14 protein-coding genes are annotated in these 20125 nt (G+C 34.7%); 6 read left to right on the top strand and 8 right to left on the bottom strand.

Annotated features, from left to right (window positions below; all coding sequences use genetic code 11):
• Positions 1-200: 200 nt before the first annotated feature.
• The 3 genes from C1T31_RS02510 to C1T31_RS02500 are packed head-to-tail and all read right to left on the bottom strand — an operon-like array spanning position 201 to position 3007.
• Positions 201-1238 carry an NADP(H)-dependent aldo-keto reductase gene (locus tag C1T31_RS02510; RefSeq protein WP_103050878.1) on the bottom strand — a complete coding sequence of 346 codons (1038 nt, stop codon included), beginning with the start codon at positions 1236-1238 and terminating at the stop codon, positions 201-203.
• Between the two features lie 31 nt (positions 1239-1269).
• Positions 1270-2226, bottom strand: coding sequence for an OmpA family protein (locus C1T31_RS02505; RefSeq protein WP_103050877.1), 957 nt, complete (start codon positions 2224-2226; stop codon positions 1270-1272).
• A 19-nt stretch (positions 2227-2245) separates the two neighbouring features.
• On the bottom strand, positions 2246-3007 hold the full coding sequence (locus C1T31_RS02500; protein ID WP_103050876.1) for an exodeoxyribonuclease III: 762 nt from the start codon (positions 3005-3007) through the stop codon (positions 2246-2248).
• Between the two features lie 122 nt (positions 3008-3129).
• On the opposite strand from C1T31_RS02500, the gene C1T31_RS02495 reads away from it, so the two are divergent.
• Positions 3130-6564 carry a hypothetical protein gene (locus tag C1T31_RS02495; RefSeq protein ID WP_103050875.1) on the top strand — a complete coding sequence of 1145 codons (3435 nt, stop codon included), beginning with the start codon at positions 3130-3132 and terminating at the stop codon, positions 6562-6564.
• On the opposite strand, the gene C1T31_RS02490 is transcribed toward C1T31_RS02495, so the two are convergent.
• Entirely contained in the window at positions 6561-7664 is a 1104-nt protein-coding gene (locus C1T31_RS02490) for a hypothetical protein (RefSeq protein ID WP_123912617.1), read from the bottom strand. The two genes, C1T31_RS02495 and C1T31_RS02490, sit on opposite strands and share 4 nt — an antisense overlap.
• A 193-nt stretch (positions 7665-7857) precedes the next feature.
• Between C1T31_RS02490 and C1T31_RS02485 the strand changes: the two genes are divergently transcribed.
• The 3 genes from C1T31_RS02485 to C1T31_RS02475 all read left to right on the top strand — a co-directional run bounded on the left by C1T31_RS02485 (position 7858) and on the right by C1T31_RS02475 (position 13773).
• Entirely contained in the window at positions 7858-8247 is a 390-nt protein-coding gene (locus C1T31_RS02485) for a hypothetical protein (protein WP_103050873.1), read from the top strand.
• A gap of 69 nt (positions 8248-8316) precedes the next feature.
• Complete coding sequence (locus C1T31_RS02480) at positions 8317-12618, top strand: CusA/CzcA family heavy metal efflux RND transporter (RefSeq protein WP_103050872.1); 4302 nt, start codon at positions 8317-8319, stop codon at positions 12616-12618.
• Positions 12619-12627: 9 nt separating this feature from the next.
• Positions 12628-13773, top strand: coding sequence for an efflux RND transporter periplasmic adaptor subunit (locus tag C1T31_RS02475; protein WP_103050871.1), 1146 nt, complete (start codon positions 12628-12630; stop codon positions 13771-13773).
• A 62-nt stretch (positions 13774-13835) separates the two neighbouring features.
• Here the strand turns inward: C1T31_RS02475 and C1T31_RS02470 are convergent, their stop codons facing one another.
• Together C1T31_RS02470 and C1T31_RS02465 are read right to left on the bottom strand one after the other, a co-directional pair.
• Positions 13836-15377, bottom strand: coding sequence for a glycine--tRNA ligase (locus tag C1T31_RS02470; protein ID WP_103050870.1), 1542 nt, complete (start codon positions 15375-15377; stop codon positions 13836-13838).
• Positions 15378-15440: 63 nt separating this feature from the next.
• Entirely contained in the window at positions 15441-16325 is an 885-nt protein-coding gene (locus C1T31_RS02465; protein WP_103050869.1) for a hypothetical protein, read from the bottom strand.
• A 350-nt stretch (positions 16326-16675) separates the two neighbouring features.
• Here C1T31_RS02465 and C1T31_RS02460 point away from each other — a divergent pair, with 350 nt between their 5' ends.
• A complete protein-coding gene (locus C1T31_RS02460; protein ID WP_317047284.1) occupies positions 16676-17164 on the top strand; it encodes a ComF family protein in 489 nt (162 codons plus the stop codon).
• Between the two features lie 51 nt (positions 17165-17215).
• Positions 17216-18820, top strand: coding sequence for an Ig-like domain-containing protein (locus tag C1T31_RS02455; protein WP_103050868.1), 1605 nt, complete (start codon positions 17216-17218; stop codon positions 18818-18820).
• Here the strand turns inward: C1T31_RS02455 and C1T31_RS02450 are convergent.
• Both C1T31_RS02450 and C1T31_RS02445 read right to left on the bottom strand, forming a co-directional pair.
• The gene (locus C1T31_RS02450) at positions 18807-19586 is read right to left on the bottom strand and encodes an amidohydrolase (RefSeq protein WP_103050867.1); all 780 of its coding nucleotides are present in this window, start codon (positions 19584-19586) and stop codon (positions 18807-18809) included. The genes C1T31_RS02455 and C1T31_RS02450 overlap by 14 nt on opposite strands.
• Before the next feature lie 5 nt (positions 19587-19591).
• On the bottom strand, positions 19592-20092 hold the full coding sequence (locus C1T31_RS02445) for a hypothetical protein (RefSeq protein WP_103050866.1): 501 nt from the start codon (positions 20090-20092) through the stop codon (positions 19592-19594).
• Positions 20093-20125: the final 33 nt, after the last annotated feature.

The raw sequence follows: 20125 nt of genomic DNA, 5'->3' as shown, positions 1-20125 counted from the left end.
GTTATTAATGTTAGGTTTAATGACTAATAATGCAGTAGGCTAACAATATTTCACTGGGACCGTAAAATACAGGACCCTAAAATTAATGAAAATGATTGTTTACATAGCAACTATATGACAAACTACTTTTTTATTCGTTGAATTGGCGGGACCAAAAGTTGGTAATACTGTTTGTCGGATTTTATGGTGTTTTCCTCTAATTAAGGTGCAGGATTAGGAATCATTTTATGTATTTCATCAATAGATTCTAATATTTTCTCGGTGAGATTTACATGGATACTATCAATATTTTCCTTGAGTTGACTCATGTTTGTAGCGCCAATAATATTACTAGTCACAAAAGGTTGTTGCGTTACAAAAGCCAATGCCATTTGAGCAAGAGACATATTATTTTCAGCAGCTAATTCCATATATTTTTTAGTGGCTTTTGTTGACTGCTCACTACTGTAACGTGAAAATCTCGGAAACAACTTTAGACGTGCATTGTCAGCAGCAGTACCCGTGACATACTTTCCAGACAAAACTCCAAACGCCATTGGAGAATAGGCCAACAATCCGATTTGTTCTCTGATAGAAATTTCAGCCATATCGCCTTCAAAAACACGATTTAATAAAGAGTAGGCGTTTTGAATGGTTTTCATACGAGGTAACTGATTAATTTTTGACTCCTCCAAATACCGCATGGTTCCCCAAGCTTTTTCGTTAGAAAGGCCTATATGCCTGATTTTACCTGCCTTTATGATTTCATCAAGGGTATGTAAAATTTCATTAAAATTATCTTCCCACTTATCATTTGGGTTATGCTTATAGTCTCGAACACCAAAAGTATTGGTTTGTCTTTCAGGCCAATGTAATTGGTAGAGATCAATATAATCGGTTTTTAAACGCTTTAAACTATTATTAACGGCATCTTTAAGAGCGGAAGGACTAAACCCATTGGTGCGAATATGTGCCGTATAATCTCCAGGACCAGCTATTTTTGTTGCCAAAACTACCTTATCCCGATTGCCTGTTTTCTGAAACCAATTACCAATTATTTTTTCAGTTCTGGAATATGTTTCTGCTGTTGCTGGCACAGGGTATAATTCTGCCGTATCAAAAAAATTGACGCCTTGTGAAAGTGCATAATCCATTTGTTCATGACCTTCTGACTCGGTGTTTTGGTTTCCCCATGTCATAGTTCCTAGACAAATTTTACTAACTTCTATATCGGTGTGTGGTAACTTGGTGTATTCCATAAAAATTTAAAAGTGCTGCTTTAGGCAAAGTCTACATATCATTCAATAGTTTGGTGATTTCATCCAATTTTGGTGTTAAAATGACCTCAATACGTCTATTTTTAGCCTTACCTTCAGATGTTTCATTGGATGCCACTGGTGCATATTCACCTCTTCCGGCAGCGGTTAAGTTTTCAGGGTTTATGGATGGGTTTTCTCTTAAAATATTAACGATAGCCGTGGCTCTTTTTGTAGATAAATCCCAATTACCACTTAATTGGCCATTACCTTTGTAGGGAACATTATCCGTATGACCTTCAATTAAAATAGCAATTTCAGGATTGTCCGCTAACACGGACCCTAATTGTTTGACAGCCTGTCTACCAGTGGACCCAACTGCCCAACTACCCGATTCAAATAGCAACTTGTTTTCCATAGACACATAGACCTTACCACCACGTTGTTCTACGGTTAAACCTTTGCCCTCAAAATCAGTTAAAGCACTAGAAATGGCATCTTTTAGTCGTTTCATATCTGCATCCTTTGCAGAAATAACACTCTCCAATTCTGCTACCCTATTTGAGCGTTCTTCTAATTCTTTTTTCAATTTTTCCAAACGGGCATTCTCGGTAGCAAGTGCTTGCTCTTTTGCTTCAAGTTGTGCTAATAACTCACGGTTTTTTTGAGCATTTTCAGCAATTGAAGCCGAACTGTTTTTCTCAAGAGCATCATAGGAAGCCTTTAGATTATCTAGATTAGTCTTCGTAGCCTGATAATCTCTTTGGAGTTTGTCACGCTGTGCAATGGCATCATCATAATCCTTTTGTAAACTTTCCAATTCATTTAAAGCTTTATTTTTTGCGTTTAAAAGCGCATCATTTTCAGCAGAAAGTTCTCTGTTTTGATCTTTTAATGTATTGTATTTACTTTCTAAATCTTTATAAACTTTTGGTGATACACATGATGTAATAAGAACAATTACAAGTGTACTTAAAAAAAACTTCTTCATCTATTTTGCTATTAATCTGTTAATTACTTATTTCCAATAACACCGGACAGTGATCACTATGCACTGCCTCCGAGAGTATAACGGCTCTTTGAATTTTTTCTTGTAAAGGTTTTGCTACCATGGTATAATCTAATCGCCATCCTTTGTTATTAGCTCTAGCGTTTGCACGATAACTCCACCAACTGTATTGCTGCTTGTCAGGATGCAGGTATCTAAATCCATCAATAAAGCCGCTCCTTATGAAATTTCCAATCCATTCACGTTCAACTGGAAGGAACCCCGAAACACCTTTCATTTTAGGATTATGAATATCAATTTCTTCATGACAAATATTATAATCTCCACAAATAATCAAATTTGGAATATCTTGTTTTAAGTCGTTAATGTAGTTCTGAAACATATCCATATATTCCAATTTGTGGTCCAATCTGGCATCATTGGTTCCTGAAGGCAAATACAGGCTCATTACTGAAACACCATCAAAATCCACTCGCAGATTCCGCCCTTCTAAATCCATAGACTCAATGCCTGTACCATATTCGACATGATTGGGTTCAATTTTACTTAAAATGGCAACACCGCTATATCCTTTTTTTTGGGCGCTAAACCAATATTGATATTGATAACCAGCTTCTTCAAAAATACTTAAGTCTAATTGTTCTTTTAATGCTTTTATTTCCTGTAAACAAACAACATCAGGATTGGCATTTTTTAACCAATCAATAAATCCTTTATTTAAAGCTGCACGAATACCGTTAACATTATAAGAAATGATTTTCATCTTAAGTCATTTAGAATTTCAGCTAAAATAAATAATGCGTTACTTTTACACTATTAATTTAAAGTGCTTTTAACAAAAACTATTAACAAAATATTTTGGTCATAAAGTAGTTTAAGTATCAAATGAAATTAACTGCAACGCTTTTACTGTTTCTTATTGGTTTTTGTGCTTTAGCACAAGATCAAAACTCTAATTATAAAAGCAAAAAAGTTGCGGTTTCCGATACTATTGTCATTGACTCCGTGAGTATCAATTCCAGTTTTTTTTCAATTAAAACCAAAGACAGCTCATTTGTTGATACCTCGTTTTATGAAATTGATTTTGCTAAAGCCACTTTGACGCTAACAAAACCACTTCCAACGGACTCTATTATTATCAATTATTTAAGTTATCCTGATTTTTTAACCAAAACTTACAGGCAATTGGAAGATGACGTCATACTTGCCAATACAACGAATCAGCAGAGATTATATAAATTATCTCAACCCAGCGAAAAATCAAATTTTACGCCATTTGATGGCTTAACAACTACCGGAAGTATTTCACGTGGCATTGTGATTGGCAACAACCAGAATTCTGTATTGAACAGCGAACTCGATTTACAAGTCACTGGTAAGTTAAGCGACAAAGTATCCTTACGTGCCTCTATTCAAGATGCCAATATCCCGCTTCAAGAAAGTGGCTATTCGCAACGACTGGATGAATTTGATCAAGTATTTATAGAACTCTTTAGTGATAATTGGAAAATTCGTGCTGGTGATGTGGACTTGGAAAATAACAATTCTTATTTTGGAAATTTTAGTAAGCGGGTCCAAGGACTATCAATCAATGCGCGATTAAATCATTCAGAATCTACAACCAATTTATTTGCTGCTGGCGCCTTGGTTCGCGGTCAATTTACCACCAGTCAATTTATTGCTCAAGAAGGCAATCAAGGCCCTTATAAGTTACGAGGCCCTAATGAAGAACTATATGTTCTTATCGTGTCTGGAAGTGAAACCGTCTACGTCAATGGCATAGCATTGGAACGCGGTGAAAACAAAGATTACATTATAGACTACAATGCAGGTGAAATTATTTTCAATCCAACTTTCCCAATTACATCCGAAATGCGTATTACTGTTGATTATCAATTCAGTGAGCGCAATTACTCTCGTTTGGTAGTTTTTGGAGGTGGTCATTATACGAGTGACAAGCTCAAATTGGGTGTGAGCATCTACAGTGAAAATGACTCTAAAAATAATCCGCTACAGCAAAATCTATCAGAAGAGCAAGTTCAAATTCTAGCAGAAGCTGGCGATGACAAAAGTCAAATGGTCGCGCCTTCCAGCATGCCTGAAGCTTACAATGAAAATCGTATTTTATACAAAAAAGAAATTATTAACGGCGTTGAAGTCTTTGTGTTTTCTAACAATCCAGATGACACGCTTTTTAGTGTGACGTTTTCATTGGTCGGTGACAATCAGGGAAATTATGTGGTGAGCTCTATTGACGCCATTTCAACCATTTATGAATATGTAGAGCCCATAGCGGGAATCCCGCAAGGAAATTACGAACCAATCATTCAACTCATAGCACCAACCAAACTTCAATTGGCCATTGTAAATGGATTTTACACTCCAACCAACAAAACAAACATTGGTTTTGAATTGGCAGGAAGCAAGAACGATTTGAACTTGTTTTCAAGTATCAATGATGACGACAACGATGGCTATGCAGCCAAGCTGAAAGTGAATCAGGCCATAGTAAAAAATGACAGTCTTTGGAATGTATCTGCTAATATCGATACCGATTATATCAATGAAAATTTCAGAACCATTCAACGTATCTACAATGCCGAATTCAATCGGGATTGGAATTTAGGGTTAGAAACGGGCTCACAGAATATTACCAATTTTGGAAATCAGTTGATTTTTAAATCTGGTTTAAGCTTATTTCATCATAAAAAAGGAATGGCCAATTACCAATTTGAACACCTCAACTATACCGATAATTTTAATGGTAATCGACATTTAATTGGTGTTAATTTCAACTTGAACAAATGGCAAATTAATTCTAACTCCAGCTTTTTATCCGCAACTGCGAGCACCTCTACGTCAACCTTTTTACGCTCGTATAATCAGATAACATACAGCTTTAACAAGGCTTGGGCTGGAACGCGAATTGGTTTGGAGGATAATGAACAAAAAGAAAGAGCGACCAATACTTACACGCCTTTAAGTCAGCGATTCCAATCCTATGAAATATTTGCCGGTATTGGTGATAGCACTAAAATTTTTACTGAAGTCGGTTACAAATACCGAACAAATGATAGTATTAGAAATAACACGCTTCAAAAAGTAAACACATCCAACACCATTTATTTGGATTCACGAATTATTCAAAACGCCAAAACCAATTTATCCATCTATGCTAATTATCGCGTATTGAAAGATGTTGACCCGAATAAAGAGAATGAACAATCATTAAACTCCCGCTTAATTTATGGCCAACGTTTTTGGGACCAGTTTATTTATTGGAATACCATCTTTGAAACCAATTCAGGTACTTTACCACAACAGGATTTTACCTATGTTGAAGTGGAATCTGGCACAGGAATTTATACATGGATAGACTATAATAACAATGGCATTCAGGAATTGGAAGAATTTGAAATAGCGCAATTTCAAGATGAAGCCGACTATATTCGTGTATTATTACCAAACCAAGTTTTTATCAAAACCCATCAAAACCGATTTAGTCAATTACTGACTTTAAATCCACAACAATGGGCTAATTCTGATAATGGCTTTTTAAAAGTATTGGCTCATTTTCATAGTCAGACTTCATTCTTAATTGACCGAAAGGAAAAGCGACAAGGCAATACTTTTAACCTGAATCCCTTTAGTGGTGACCAAGCTAATCAATTGGCATTACAGCAAAACTTTAGGAGTGTGCTATTTTTTAATCGTGGTAAACAACGGTACACAACCTCTTATACCTATTTAAATAATGCAACCAAAAACACCTTGTCATTTGGTTTTATTGAAAGTAAGTTGAAAAGCCATAAGCTGTTATTTACACATAAATTTGCCACGAGTTGGTTACTGAATTTGGAATCCAATTTTAACAACAACATTAGCATTAGTGAAAATTACGCCAGCAAGAATTTTGATATTGACGAAACCAACTTTAATCCTAAATTGTCCTACCTCTTAAACGACAACACCCGTTTTGATGTGTTTTTTCAGTATGCTTCAAAAGAGAATACCATCAGTAATTTTGAAACCCTGAAGCAGCAGAAATACGGTGCTTCGTTTACTTTTGCCAATTTTCAAAAGTCCGCTATTAGTGGAGAATTTAATTATTTTACCAATGATTTTTCGGGTAGTGCCAATACAGCCGTAGCTTACCAAATGATGGAAGGATTGCAACCTGGCAAAAACTATACCTGGAGTGTGTTGGCACAGAAAAAAATTACCCGCTATTTAGATTTAAACCTGACCTATTACGGTAGAAAATCTGAAACCAGTAAAGTGATTCATACGGGAAATGTGCAGTTAAAGGCTTATTTTTAATAATATTTTATATCCCTTGTCCATACATATAAGGGTTCTCCATTTACAATTTTTGTTATTTCGGTCCAGTTTCCTTTTTTATCGAATTGGTATTTGAAAGTTAGTACTGTTTTTAGGCTTTTTTCATTAAGAATATTCTTGATTATCAAACCATCTTCATTATAAAAAATTCGTTGAGACTCATATTCTGATTCTTCTTCTGATGATAATTCTTCCTTAAATGTATTTAGCCCGTCTTTATTATAAACATATTTAGTAGTTCTATATTTAGTTGTGTCACTTGGTCTGAAAAACGCTGTAGTCTCTATCAAATTGTTTAAACTGTCATATTTAAAAATTTTCTTGGAATAAACTCTAGCTGCTTCCTCATTGTAATTCAATTCTAGTATTTTATTCCCTTTTTCATCATAATCATATTCATGTAAAACACTTCTTTTATATGTCAAATCTTTTTGGAGTACTTCAATTTTTCGCCAATTTGGGATATACTTTCTTATAACTCTGACTACTTTTCCTTCTTGGTTCAATTCATTTACAATAGTATAATCTTCACCCTCTATATCGACCGTTCTAGTTTCAATAATATTATTTCTTTTATCTCGAATATAGTACCAATGGCTAAATTCATTAGGTTCATCACTGGAATAATAACTACTAGCAATAAGTTTATTTAAGTGATTATAATGAAGTCTTGTTTCAAAGAAAACACCTTCAAAATAAACTTCTTTTTCTTCAATTAAATTGTTTTTCTTATCATAAGTATATTTGAATTCCCTTTCTAAACTACCATCTTTATTATACCATCTCTCATTTTTGGGCAGACCATTCTCTAGGAACTCCTTAAAATAGTTAACATAAAAAACCCAGTGATAATTATACCAGTATAAATGGAATCTACTTTTTATCCCTTTAGGTGTGAAAATTGTTGCATGACCATAATCCCCGTCATTTTGCATAAACTTATAATTTTGTTTTTTCTCATTTAAAAACTCTACTTTCTCTCTAACCGATTTAGGATTACCATAAATAGTATCTAAATTTTGTTGAGAATAGGCAGGACCCATGAAGAGCCAAAAGAAAAGAAGAAAATAGTATTTCATATTCAACCAAAATTATCAGTTCAAATATCTAAAATAAATTAAACTATTATTAATTAGAATGAGCCAACCAAACTTTTCAATTAGCTAATGCATTTATTCATGATATAAAGACTTTTCGAATTTAATAACCTATTTATAGTCTCTTGTAACCCAAGTTACACATTACCATATATTTTTTTGTAGCTTTGTATCAATGGGCAAGTTGTTTAGCATAACATTTTCATTTCTAATACTTTTTCAAAGTTTTAATTTTAGCTTTGAGGATGTTTCCCGTTTTAACATACTTTTAGAACACGCCCAATATCACCAAGAACAGTATGGTGATTCCTTTTTTGAGTTTCTTGCCGAGCATTATGGCGATAGTACTTATCATCCAAAAGCCGATCATTCAGATCATGAAAAGCTGCCGTTTAAGGATCATCATAAAGCCTGCGTTCATGCTAATGTGGTTTTCACACTGAACACCATAGATTACCCCTTATTTTATGAACCCTTTTTAGAAATTCCTTTTAACTTCTTTTATAAAGAATCTGTTTCTTTATTTGAAAAACCATCTGTTTTTCAACCACCCAAGTTCGCTTAATTCATTTACCAACTTTTATTTTTCGATTAAGGCAATCCTTGATTGGCAATCACTACATTCAAATGAATTATGTTAGAAAACATCATAAAATTTAGTTTAAAGAATAAGCTTATTATTCTCTTATTTATAGTCTTTATAATAGGTTTTGGATTTTTCTCCTTAACCAGAATTTCAATTGGCGCTGTACCAGATATTACCAATAATCAGGTGCAGGTTATCACCACATCTCGCAACTTGGCAACGCAAGATGTGGAACAATTTATTACCTATCCGGTAGAATTGGAAATGGCCAATTTACCCGGCGTACAGGAAATTCGATCAGTTTCAAAATTTGGTCTTTCTGTGGTTACCATCGTCTTTGATGATGATTTGGGCACCTATTTACCACGACAGCTAATTGCTGAAAAAATAAAATCGGCTTCCGAAAAAATACCTGAAGGTTTTGGTTCGCCTGAAATGGGACCGATTACTACTGGCTTGGGTGAAATTTATCAATACATTCTGGATGTTAAACCAGCATATAAAGATGACTACTCCATAACCGATTTACGCACCATTCAAGATTGGATCGTGAAACGCCAACTATCTGGCATTCCAGGAGTGGTTGAAGTGAATACTTGGGGTGGCTTTTTAAAGCAATATGAAGTCGCTATTAATCCATTGAAGCTAACAGCCATGAATATCTCCATTGGCGATATCTATCTGGCTTTAGAAAAAAACAACAGTGTTGCCGGTGGCGGCTATATTGAAAAAACCGACAAAGCCTATTTTATACGTGGCGAAGGATTGGTTGCTTCTTTAAAGGATATTGAAAACATTGTTGTAAAGAATGATGGCGTTCCTATTTACATAAAAGATGTTGCCAAAGTAGGCTTTGGTCATGCCACCCGTTTTGGTGCCATTACCGGAAATGGTGAAGGCGAAAAAGTATTAGGGCAAATCATGATGCTTAAAGGCGGTAACTCCAAAAAAATTATTGATGCCGTAAAAGACCGTGTAGCCGAAATACAGCAAACATTGCCAAAAGGGGTTTATATTAATGGCTTTTTGGAGCGTAGTGAACTTATTAATAAGACCACATTTACTGTTTCTGAAAATTTAATTTTAGGCTCCTTAATCGTCATTTTTGTAGTCGTGTTACTCTTGGGCAATTGGCGTTCAGGACTCATTGTGGCATCAGTTATTCCATTAAGTTTATTGTTTGCCATTTCTTTAATGAATCTCTTTGGTGTTGATGCCAACCTGATGAGTTTAGGCGCTATTGACTTTGGGATTATTATTGATGGTGCTGTTATAATTGTGGAGTTTATAGCGTTTCAAATTACCGCCCAAAGTGCCAAACTAAAAAACTTATCAAAAGAAACGGTTGATGGCATTACCTTAAAAAGTGCCTCAAAAATGATGAATTCTGCCATTTTCGGTCAACTCATTATTCTTATTGTCTTTATCCCTATTTTGTCATTAAGTGGTATTGAAGGGAAAATGTTTAAACCCATGGCTATGACTTTCAGCTTTGCTTTAATTGGTGCCATGTTATTTTGTTTAACCTACGTTCCAGTTGTCTCATCATTATTCTTAAAGCCCAGTAAGACTAGTAAAAGAAACTTGTCTGCAAGGCTAATGAATACCATAAATAATTGGTATCAGCCATCTTTACATTGGAGCTTAAACCATAAAAAATTAGTCATAGGCGCTTCATTGGTATTACTAGTTTTAAGTATTGGCATTTTTAATCGAATGGGTGGCGAATTTGTACCCACATTGGACGAAGGCGACTTTGTTATTCAGCCTGTTTTAAAAACGGGCACATCATTGGGAAAAACCATTGAGATAACCACAAAAATCGAATCCATTTTATTGAACAATTTTCCTGAAGTCGATCAAGTTGTCAGTAGAATTGGTGCCGCTGAAGTACCAACTGACCCAATGTCCATGGAACAAAGTGATGTCATTATTAAACTCAAACCCAAAGACGAATGGGTTTCTTCTGAAAGCAAAGATGAATTAGCTGAAAAATTTAAAGAAGCTCTTACAGTAATTCCTGGAATGGAGGTTGAATTTACCCAGCCCATTGAAATGCGCTTCAATGAGCTCATTACAGGTGTGCGTGCAGATGTAGCCATTAAAATCTTTGGAGAGGATTTATCAGTTTTGGCCAGTAAAGCCGAAGAAATAAAAATGGTTATTGCCAATGTTGATGGTGCTTCAGATATAATTGTAGAGAAAGTAGAAGGACTACCTCAAATGAGTGTAACCTTTAACAGAAACAAAATTGCCCGTTATGGTCTTAACATAGCCGATTTAAACCAAATCATTTCTATGGGATTTGCAGGCGATGTGATAGGTAGCATTTTTGAAGGTGAAAAGCGTTTCGATTTAGCCATCAGATTAGATAGTGATCACAGGCAAAAGCTATCAGACTTGCAAAACCTGTATGTAGATTTGCCAAACGGCGGTAAAATACCCTTAAACGAATTGGCCGATATTTCCTATTCAACAGGGCCAGCACAAATTTCTCGAGACGACACCAAACGCCGCATAGTTATTGGTATTAACGTAAGAAATCGGGATTTACAGTCCGTTGTTAATGATGTTCAGGCTTTAATCAATGATAAAATTCAACTCCCTGTTGGTTATAGCATAACCTATGGTGGACAATTTGAAAATTTACAAAGTGCCAAAAACCGACTAATGGTTGCCGTTCCTGTGGCATTGGTACTCATTTTTGTTTTATTATACTTTGCTTTTAACTCGGTAAAAGACGCGCTTATGGTTTATTCAGCGATTCCTTTAGCAGCAGTTGGTGGAGTACTTTTACTTTGGATTCGTGATTTACCCTTTAGCATTTCGGCTGGTGTTGGATTCATTGCTTTGTTTGGTATTGCCGTTTTAAATGGTATTGTACTCATTGAGCATTTCAAAGAACTCAAACATAATGGTTTTGAAAGCATTGAACAACTCATCAAGCAAGGTGCCACGGAACGTTTAAGACCCGTGTTATTAACAGCTTCTGCAGCGGCTCTAGGGTTTTTACCCATGGCTGTTTCTACCAATGCTGGTGCTGAAGTGCAACGCCCGCTTGCCACTGTGGTGATAGGTGGTTTAGTTACTGCCACCATATTAACGCTAGTGGTATTACCCGTTTTATATGCTTGGTTGGAAGAGAAAAAATCCATTAAAATGAAGAAAAAAAATATACCCACAATAATTGCACTATTAATTGCATTCAGTGGATTTTCACAACAAAATCCACTTACTGTTGAAGAAACCATTGGTTTAGCTATCGAAAACAACAAAGGCATTGAAGCCTCATTACTGAAAGTTGATGAAGCCCAAGCACGGATTGGAAGTGCTTTTGATTTTGATAAAACCAATATTTTTTACAGCTATGACGAAAACAATTTAGCTGTCAATAATAAACCATTGAATGTATTTGGTATCTCGCAAGATTTCAAATTTCCAACTCTGTACTTTGCTGATAAGAAAGTGAATCAAGCGGCCTATAATGTGCAACAGTCACAGCATAATATGGCACTTCAAAAATTAAAAGAGCGTATTTATGCCAATTACTACCAACTGCAATACGTTAAAAACAAGGCTCAAACTTATAAATACCTGGACAGCTTGTATAGTACTTTCTCAAAAAATGCCAAACGCCGTTTTGAATTAGGTGAAACCAATTATCTGGAAATGATTACAGCCCAATCAAAGGCTAAACAAATTCAAACAAGTTATAAAAAGGCACAACATGATGTATTATCTGCCACAGAAAACCTAAAACAGGTTGTTCAGGTAGATACGCTTCAAATAGTTGATCAACCTTTGGACAAAGTTGAATTACAGAGTTTTTCATTAGAGAATAATCCAGGTTTAGGTTTTTATGAAGAATCTAAAATTTACTATCAAGCCTTAAAACAAAAAGAAAAACAGCAATTGCTGCCTGATATTTCAGCAGAATATTTTGTCGGGACCAATAGCGGCTTGAACGATAATATTCAAGGCTATCAACTTGGATTAAAAATTCCACTGTTCTTTTCTGGAAATGCATCCAGAATAAAAACTTCAAAAATTGCCGAGGAGATTATAAGTTCTCAAGAAGAAGACTACAAAACTACTATTCAAAAAGAGTATCAGGTTCTGTTAGCCAAACTTAAAGAACATGAAGAATCTATTATCTATTATGAAACCCAAGGCAAAACACTTTCAGAAGAAATCATAAAAACGGCCTCCAGAACCTTTAAGGAAGGGGAAATTGATTTCTTTCAATACATTCAAAGTATTGAGACTGCAAAGGATATTGAACTGGACTATCTTGATAACTTAAACAAATACAATCAAACGGTAATTATCATCAATCACTTAACTTTATAACATAAAATCATGAAAAAACTATATATAACATTGATAGCTCTAGCACTTTGGAGCTGCGGGAATTCAGAAAAGGAAGAACCTGCTATAGTCGATAATCAGGAACACCATGACCAAATAATATTAACACAGGCGCAATTTGAAGGCGAAAACATGCAATTGGGATCTATTGCTGAACACGATTTCACCGAAACGGTTGTGGTTAACGGTATGATTGATGTGCCACCTCATAATAAGTCACGTGTTACAACTTTCATGGGAGGTTACATTACCAAAACACCCTTATTAGTTGGTGACCAAGTTAAAAAAGGGCAGCTTTTGGTAACTATGGAAAATACCGAATACGTGGCTTTACAACAACAATTTTTGGAAGTTGCGGAGCAGTTAAATTATTTAAAAAATGAATTTACACGTCAAAAAACATTATTTGATGAACAAATAACCTCTGAAAAAAATTACCTCAAAGCTGAAAGCACCTATAAAAGTAGTTTAGCCCAATACAATGGATTAAAAAAGAAATTACAAATGCTCAACATCAATCCAAATACTGTTTTGAATGGTAACTTCACCTCAACCATCAATATCTATGCACCCATATCAGGTTCTGTAACATCCGTTAAAGTGAGTAACGGCACCTATGTTGATGCCAGTGATGTTATTATGGAAATCGTGGATATTGATCATATACATTTAGAATTGTCTGTTTTTGAAAAAGACATCATGAAAATAAAAAAGGGACAAAAAATCACCTTTAAAATACCTGAAGCTTCTAACAAAACTTATACGGCTGACGTGCATTTAGTAGGCACTACTATTGACGAAACCTCAAGGCGTGTTCAGGTTCATGGTCATATTGATAATGACGATGAAAACTTTATTGTAGGTATGTTTGTAGAAGCAGCCATCCATGTAAATGATTTAAAGAGCATGGGGCTTCCAAAAGAAGCCGTTATCAAATCGGGTGATTATTACTACATATTTGTCCTAAATGAAAAAACTTCAGAAAACTATATATTTAGTAAAACAGAAGTCGCAACTGGAATGGAATCTGAAGACTTTATTGAAATTCTAAATTCAGATAAGCTCAAATCAGAAAAAATAATAACAAAGGGAACTAGTATGCTTTCTAATGATAGTGAAGGCGGACATGGACATTAATAAAAAACTCCCAAGTATACTTGGGAGTTTTTTATTTCAATTTTATTTAAATCAGGAAGTTATTACATCCTCATCAACCATTCCTTGACATCTACTTCTCTTTTAATGATGTCTCTAAGTTCTTCTATTTTTACACGCTTTTGATCCATGGTGTCTCTGTGTCGAATAGTTACGGTGTTATCTTCTAACGTATCATGGTCAACTGTTATACAAAATGGTGTACCAACAGCATCTTGACGACGATAGCGTTTACCAACGGCATCTTTTTCATCATAGAAAACATTGAAATCCCATTTTAAATCGTCAACAATTTGTTTAGCTATTTCTGGTAAACCGTCTTTCTTAACCAATGGGAAAATAGCTGCTTTAGTTGGTGCTAAAACTGCAGGCAATTTTAAAACCGTTCTGGTTGTATTGTTCTCTAATTCCTCTTCAACCAGTGCATTGGAAAATACAGCCAAGAACATACGGTCCAAACCGATGGATGTTTCTAAGACATAAGGTGTGTAACTTGCGTTTTCTTCGTGGTCAAAATATTGTAGTTTCTTTCCTGAAAATTCTTCGTGTTGCTTTAAATCGAAATCGGTACGAGAGTGAATCCCCTCCAATTCCTTAAATCCAAATGGAAATTTAAATTCTATATCAGTAGCAGCATCGGCATAATGTGCTAATTTTTCATGGTCATGAAAACGGTAATTTTCTTCGCCCATTCCCAAAGATTTATGCCATTTTAATCGAGTTTCTTTCCAGTAATCAAACCATTCTTTTTGCGTACCAGGTTTAATAAAGTATTGCATTTCCATTTGTTCAAATTCTCGCATTCTAAAAATGAATTGTCTAGCTACAATTTCATTTCTAAAAGCTTTTCCTGTTTGGGCAATGCCAAACGGAATTTTCATACGTCCTGTTTTTTGAACATTTAAGAAATTAACAAAAATACCTTGAGCGGTTTCTGGCCGCAAATATAAATCCATAGCATGTTCTGCACTGGCGCCTAACTTGGTGCCAAACATGAGGTTAAATTGCTTAACATCAGTCCAGTTTCTGGAACCTGTTAAAGGATCTGCTATTTCCAATTCTTCAATCAAAGCCTTTACATCAGCCAAGTCTTCTTTTTCTAAAGACTTGCCCATTCTAGAAAGAATACTATCAATTTTCTCTTGATAGCCCAACACACGTGGGTTGGTTGAAACAAACGTTTCTTTATCAAAAGCGTCACCAAATCGCTTTTCAGCTTTAGCAACTTCTTTATCGATTTTAGCTTCAAGCTTTGCACAATAATCTTCAATTAAAACATCAGCACGATAGCGTTTTTTGGAGTCTTTATTATCTATTAACGGGTCATTAAAGGCATCTACATGACCGGAAGCTTTCCAAGTTGTAGGATGCATAAAAATAGCTGCATCAATACCTACAATATTGTCATGCATTTGCACCATGGCTTTCCACCAATAATCCCGAATATTTTTCTTTAATTCAGCTCCGTTTTGTGCATAATCGTAAACTGCACTTAAACCATCGTAGATTTCACTACTTTGAAACACGTAACCATACTCTTTCGCGTGAGAGATTACTTTCTTAAATTGATCATCGTTGTTTGTCATAGTGCAAAAATAAAAAACCGCTCCAATTAATGGAACGGTTTCTTGAGAAATAAAATTGGTTAGTTAATTAAGTATTATTTCTGATGATCCTAACTTAAAATCATCATGGAAAACTGAAATTAGATAATTTCCTTTCTTTAATTTTTGTTTTTGATTGACATTTATTTTAGTACAAACATCCAAATTTTGATTTCTGTAATTCACAGAAGTTTTACCACTAAAAATAAGTTCAGAATCACCAAATGTTACAGCGCCTCTATCTGACACCACATTAGCATCTGGACCTAAAATTTGAACGTAAATATCTTTATTGCCTTCTGGAGTAAAGGCATTCTGCTGAACTGTGAAGCACACTTCAAAATTATCGGCTTCATGAGCATTTTCAGTTTCAATATCGTATGTGCTTCTATTCGTAATGATAGCTGACACATCAATATTACTCAACTTAAGTGCAGTGACTTCATTAACTATACTTGTCAGCTTTTGGTTTTCTTCAGCCAACATAGTCAATTGGTTCGCTTGCATGTCTAATTTTTTAGAAGCATGCTCTGCCTCTTGGGCTAGTGCGTCTTTTTGATTTTGAATGGTTTGAATTTGCTTAAACAAGTTAATTCTTTCTTGATTTAAAGCTACTATCTCACTTTTATACTTAGATATTAAAGGAAAATTGGCTTTCGCAGCTCTTAAAGAATCCATAATAACATGCATTCTTGCTTTTGATTGCTGTAACTGTGACGCTAATTCATTGTTATCAACACTAACCTCATCATAAAGCGCAATCATATCTGATAATTCATTTTGAACAAGATTGACCTCTTGCTTAACAAACTGCGCATGGTTTTTAAGTGTGTTGTAACTAGAAAAGCTGTACGACCCTAATACAACAATGGCTATTACCAAAGTACCAATAATTAATCTGTAGTTAAATAATTGAGGGTTAACTATCATCTTAATTAATTTTATCCTACGAATCTAAATATTAAGATTGTGTTGGCGGATTTTTATCGATAAAATGATAAAAAAATTGTTGAAGTTCTTTTTTGCTGTTCGAATAGCACATGTTCTATTCAAAAACTTATAATATCTTTATGTTAAAACATTTACGAATGCTTCAATCATTGATCAATATTTTTTACCCAAAAGTTTGCTACACGTGCAATCTTCTTTTGAGAGATAACGAGCAATATATTTGTACAAAATGTCGGCATGATCTACCGGTAACCAATTGTCATTTCAATGATGACAAGAGTGTTTTGAATATTTTTTATGGACGGTGTAAGCTCGAAAATGCGACTGCTTTGTTTTGGTTTGAAAAAAGAGGTATTACTCAAAAATTAATTCACAATTTAAAATACAAAGGGTTTGAAGAAATAGGGTTGTTTTTGGGTGACTGGTTGGGTGAAGAATTAAAATCGGTTCTTGGCTATCAAAACATTGATTTAGTCATACCTGTTCCATTACACAGAAAAAAATTGTCAAAAAGAGGATACAATCAAGTTGCTAAATTTGGTGAACAAATTGCCAAGGCACTCGATGCCAAATATCAAGATGATGTGCTTATAAAGGCAACCAACACCAATTCTCAAGTACATAAAAATCGTATAGCCAGATGGTTAAACGCTTCTGAAATTTTTAAAGCCGAAAACCTACAAAAAATAGAAAACAAACACATTTTATTGGTTGATGATATTGTAACAACTGGAGCAACCGTTGAATCGTGCGTGCATGTTTTACACAAGGCCCAAAATGTTAAAATTAGTTTAGCAACTATGGCAGTAACATCTTAAGGTTTTTATAATGATAAATATGTTGTTTCTTTGCACAAATATCAAGACTACATGCGCAAAATAGTTTCAAACCTGATTTTTGTAATTGCAATAATACTCACAATATCCAATTGCGCTAACCGAGGAAGGCCAAGTGGTGGTTTAAAAGATACTACGCCACCAAGTATTACAAGGTCAGAGCCTGAAAATCTATCTACAAATTTTCAAGGTGACGAAATTAAAATCCAATTTGACGAATATATTAAAATCAAAAACCTGCAACGGCAATTGATTATTTCGCCACCTATGGATCCGATGCCAGAAATAACGCCATTAGGTAATGCCAGCAAATACATAAAAATTAGGATAATTGATACATTAACTTCAAATACCACCTATGCTTTTAATTTTGGCAATAGTATTGTTGACAACAATGAAGAAAACCCATTCCCTTACTACAAATATGTATTCTCAACAGGTAGCTATATAGACTCTTTGACCGTTTCTGGTGAAATTGTCAGTGCTACATTACGAAAGCCCGAAGATTTTGTTTCGGTCATGCTTTATGAAGTCGACTCTACCTTGAATGATTCAATAGTATTCAACGAACGCCCTAGATATATAACCAATACGCTAGATAGTACAACCACCTTTACTCTCGAAAATTTGAAAGCTGGTAAATACTTAATGGTCGCCTTAAAAGATGAAAACCAAGATTATAAATTTCAACCAAAGTCAGATAAAATTGCATTTCACAGTTCTTACATAACGGTTCCCACAGATAGCTCTTTTACTTTAAAATTATTTAAAGAAGAACTAGACTCTAAAATTATTAGACCTCGTTTATTATCTGGTGAAAAAATAGGTTTTGGTTTCGAAGGACCTAACACCGATTTCAAAATAGATATTACCTCTGGAGTCCCTAATGAATTTGAATACCGAATAACCAAAGACCCAAAAACTGATACACTAAACTATTGGTATAAGCCGAGACTAGAGGTGGACTCACTAATTTTTCAAGTAGCCAATCAGGACTACAGCGAAGATTTTACAGTTAAAATTAGTGAACAAAAACGGGATACTCTTACAGTTTCAGCATCACCTACAGGAACTTTGAATTTTAATGATAACTTCAAAATTACGGGTTCAGTACCCTTTGTTAGTTTTGATACTGAAAAAGTCACCATTATGGATAAGGATTCCCTTCCGGTAAGTTTCACTACCAAGTTGGATTCCCTTTCAAATACTTATTCTTTTGATTTTGAGAAAAAAGAAAGTGATCGTTATCGAATTCAGATACTTCCAGAGGCATTTACTGATTTTTTTGGTGATACCAATGACACATTGAGCTATAGTTTGAGCACTAAAACGTATGCCGATTATGGTAATGTAAGGGTTATTTTAAAAAATGCTGAATATCCTATTATTGTGCAATTGGTTACAGACAAAGGTGAAGTAAAAAGTGAATTATATAGTACCAAGCCTGAACCTTTAGACTTTAGACATTTGGAAACTGGAGATCTTTACTTGAGGGTTATTTTTGATACGAATAAAAATGGCAAGTATGACCCAGGTAACTTTCTTGAAAAGCGCCAACCAGAACGCGTGAGTTACTATCCCAAAATACAAGAAATACGCTCTAATTTTGATCTTATAGTTGAGTTTACACTATTGTAAAGGCATCTTTATCATCCAAAAACTTGAGTTTATCACGGTAGTAAACAATATGCTTTTTCTCAAGTACAGTCATTTCTATCTGTTCTTTATTAGGTCTCAATGGTGTGATATTATTTCCTAAAACATCGTAAATAGCGGAATGACCACAGTATTCATTTTCTTTACCATCCTGACCTATTCTATTTACCCCAATGCAGTAACTCATATTCTCGATAGCCCTTGCTTTTAAAAGGGCATCCCAAGCTGCAATGCGCGGTTTAGGCCAATTAGCAACATACAACAACAAGTCATAATCCTCAACATTTCTTGCCCACACTGGGAATCTTAAATCATAACAAATCTGTGGGCAAATTTTCCAGCCTTTATAACCAATAATTACTTTTTTTGTCCCTGCCGTAAATACTTTGTCTTCACCTGCCAAAGAAAACGTATGACGTTTATCGTAAGTATTGAAAGTGCCATCTGGGAAAGCAAAAACTAACCGATTCAAATAATGACCGTTTTCTTCAATAATCAAACTACCAACAATAGCAAATTGATGTTTTTGGGCTTTTTCTAACATCCAAGTAACCGTCTTACCATTCATGCTTTCAGCAACTGCTTGAGCATTCATAGTAAAACCTGTTGAAAACATTTCTGGTAAAATGACCAGATCCACATCTTCTGGCAACAAGTCAAATTTCGCTTTGAAATTTTTTCTATTAGCTTTGGGGTCTTCCCAAACCAAATCAGTTTGGATGAAGGCTGTTTTTAGTTGGTCTTGCAAGCTGATTATTGATTTTTAATTTTGTTTTCGGCTTTGTTGAGTTCTTGTTTTAAACCCTTGAGTTTTTTTGCCCATTTTTCTTCGTCATTTGGTGAAAGTTTGCCGCTTTTATGAAGACGCTTGTATTTTTTTTGTTGCTTCTCCAATTCCTCCTTGGCATCGAAAAAAGCTTCTCTAGCTTCCTTCTTTTCTTCCAATTCTTCTTCCAGTGCTTTTTGTTTAGCTTCAGCTTCCTCTTGGGCTTTTTCCAACTCCTCTCTTTGCTCTTCCAGTTCCTCTTGTCTTTCTTGGGCTGCTTTTTCGTATTCTAGCCTTTCATTCAACGTGTTTAATATCTTCTCTTTTTCAGTTTCTGATAGATTTTCGGATACGTCTTTTCCTTTTTTATAAAAGCTATTGCCTTCAACTTTATAAACTGTTCCATCATTCATGATAACCTTTTCGGAACTACCACAAGATAACACAATTAAAGATATTGTTAGAAATATTAGCTGTCTTTTTTTCATAATTTAAAAATCATTTTCCTTTCATCATTTAAG

The organism is Hanstruepera neustonica, from assembly GCF_002895005.1.
Lineage (GTDB): Bacteria > Bacteroidota > Bacteroidia > Flavobacteriales > Flavobacteriaceae > Hanstruepera > Hanstruepera neustonica.
Note: the sequence above shows the minus strand (reverse complement) of the source record. Positions and strands in the feature narration are given on the sequence as shown.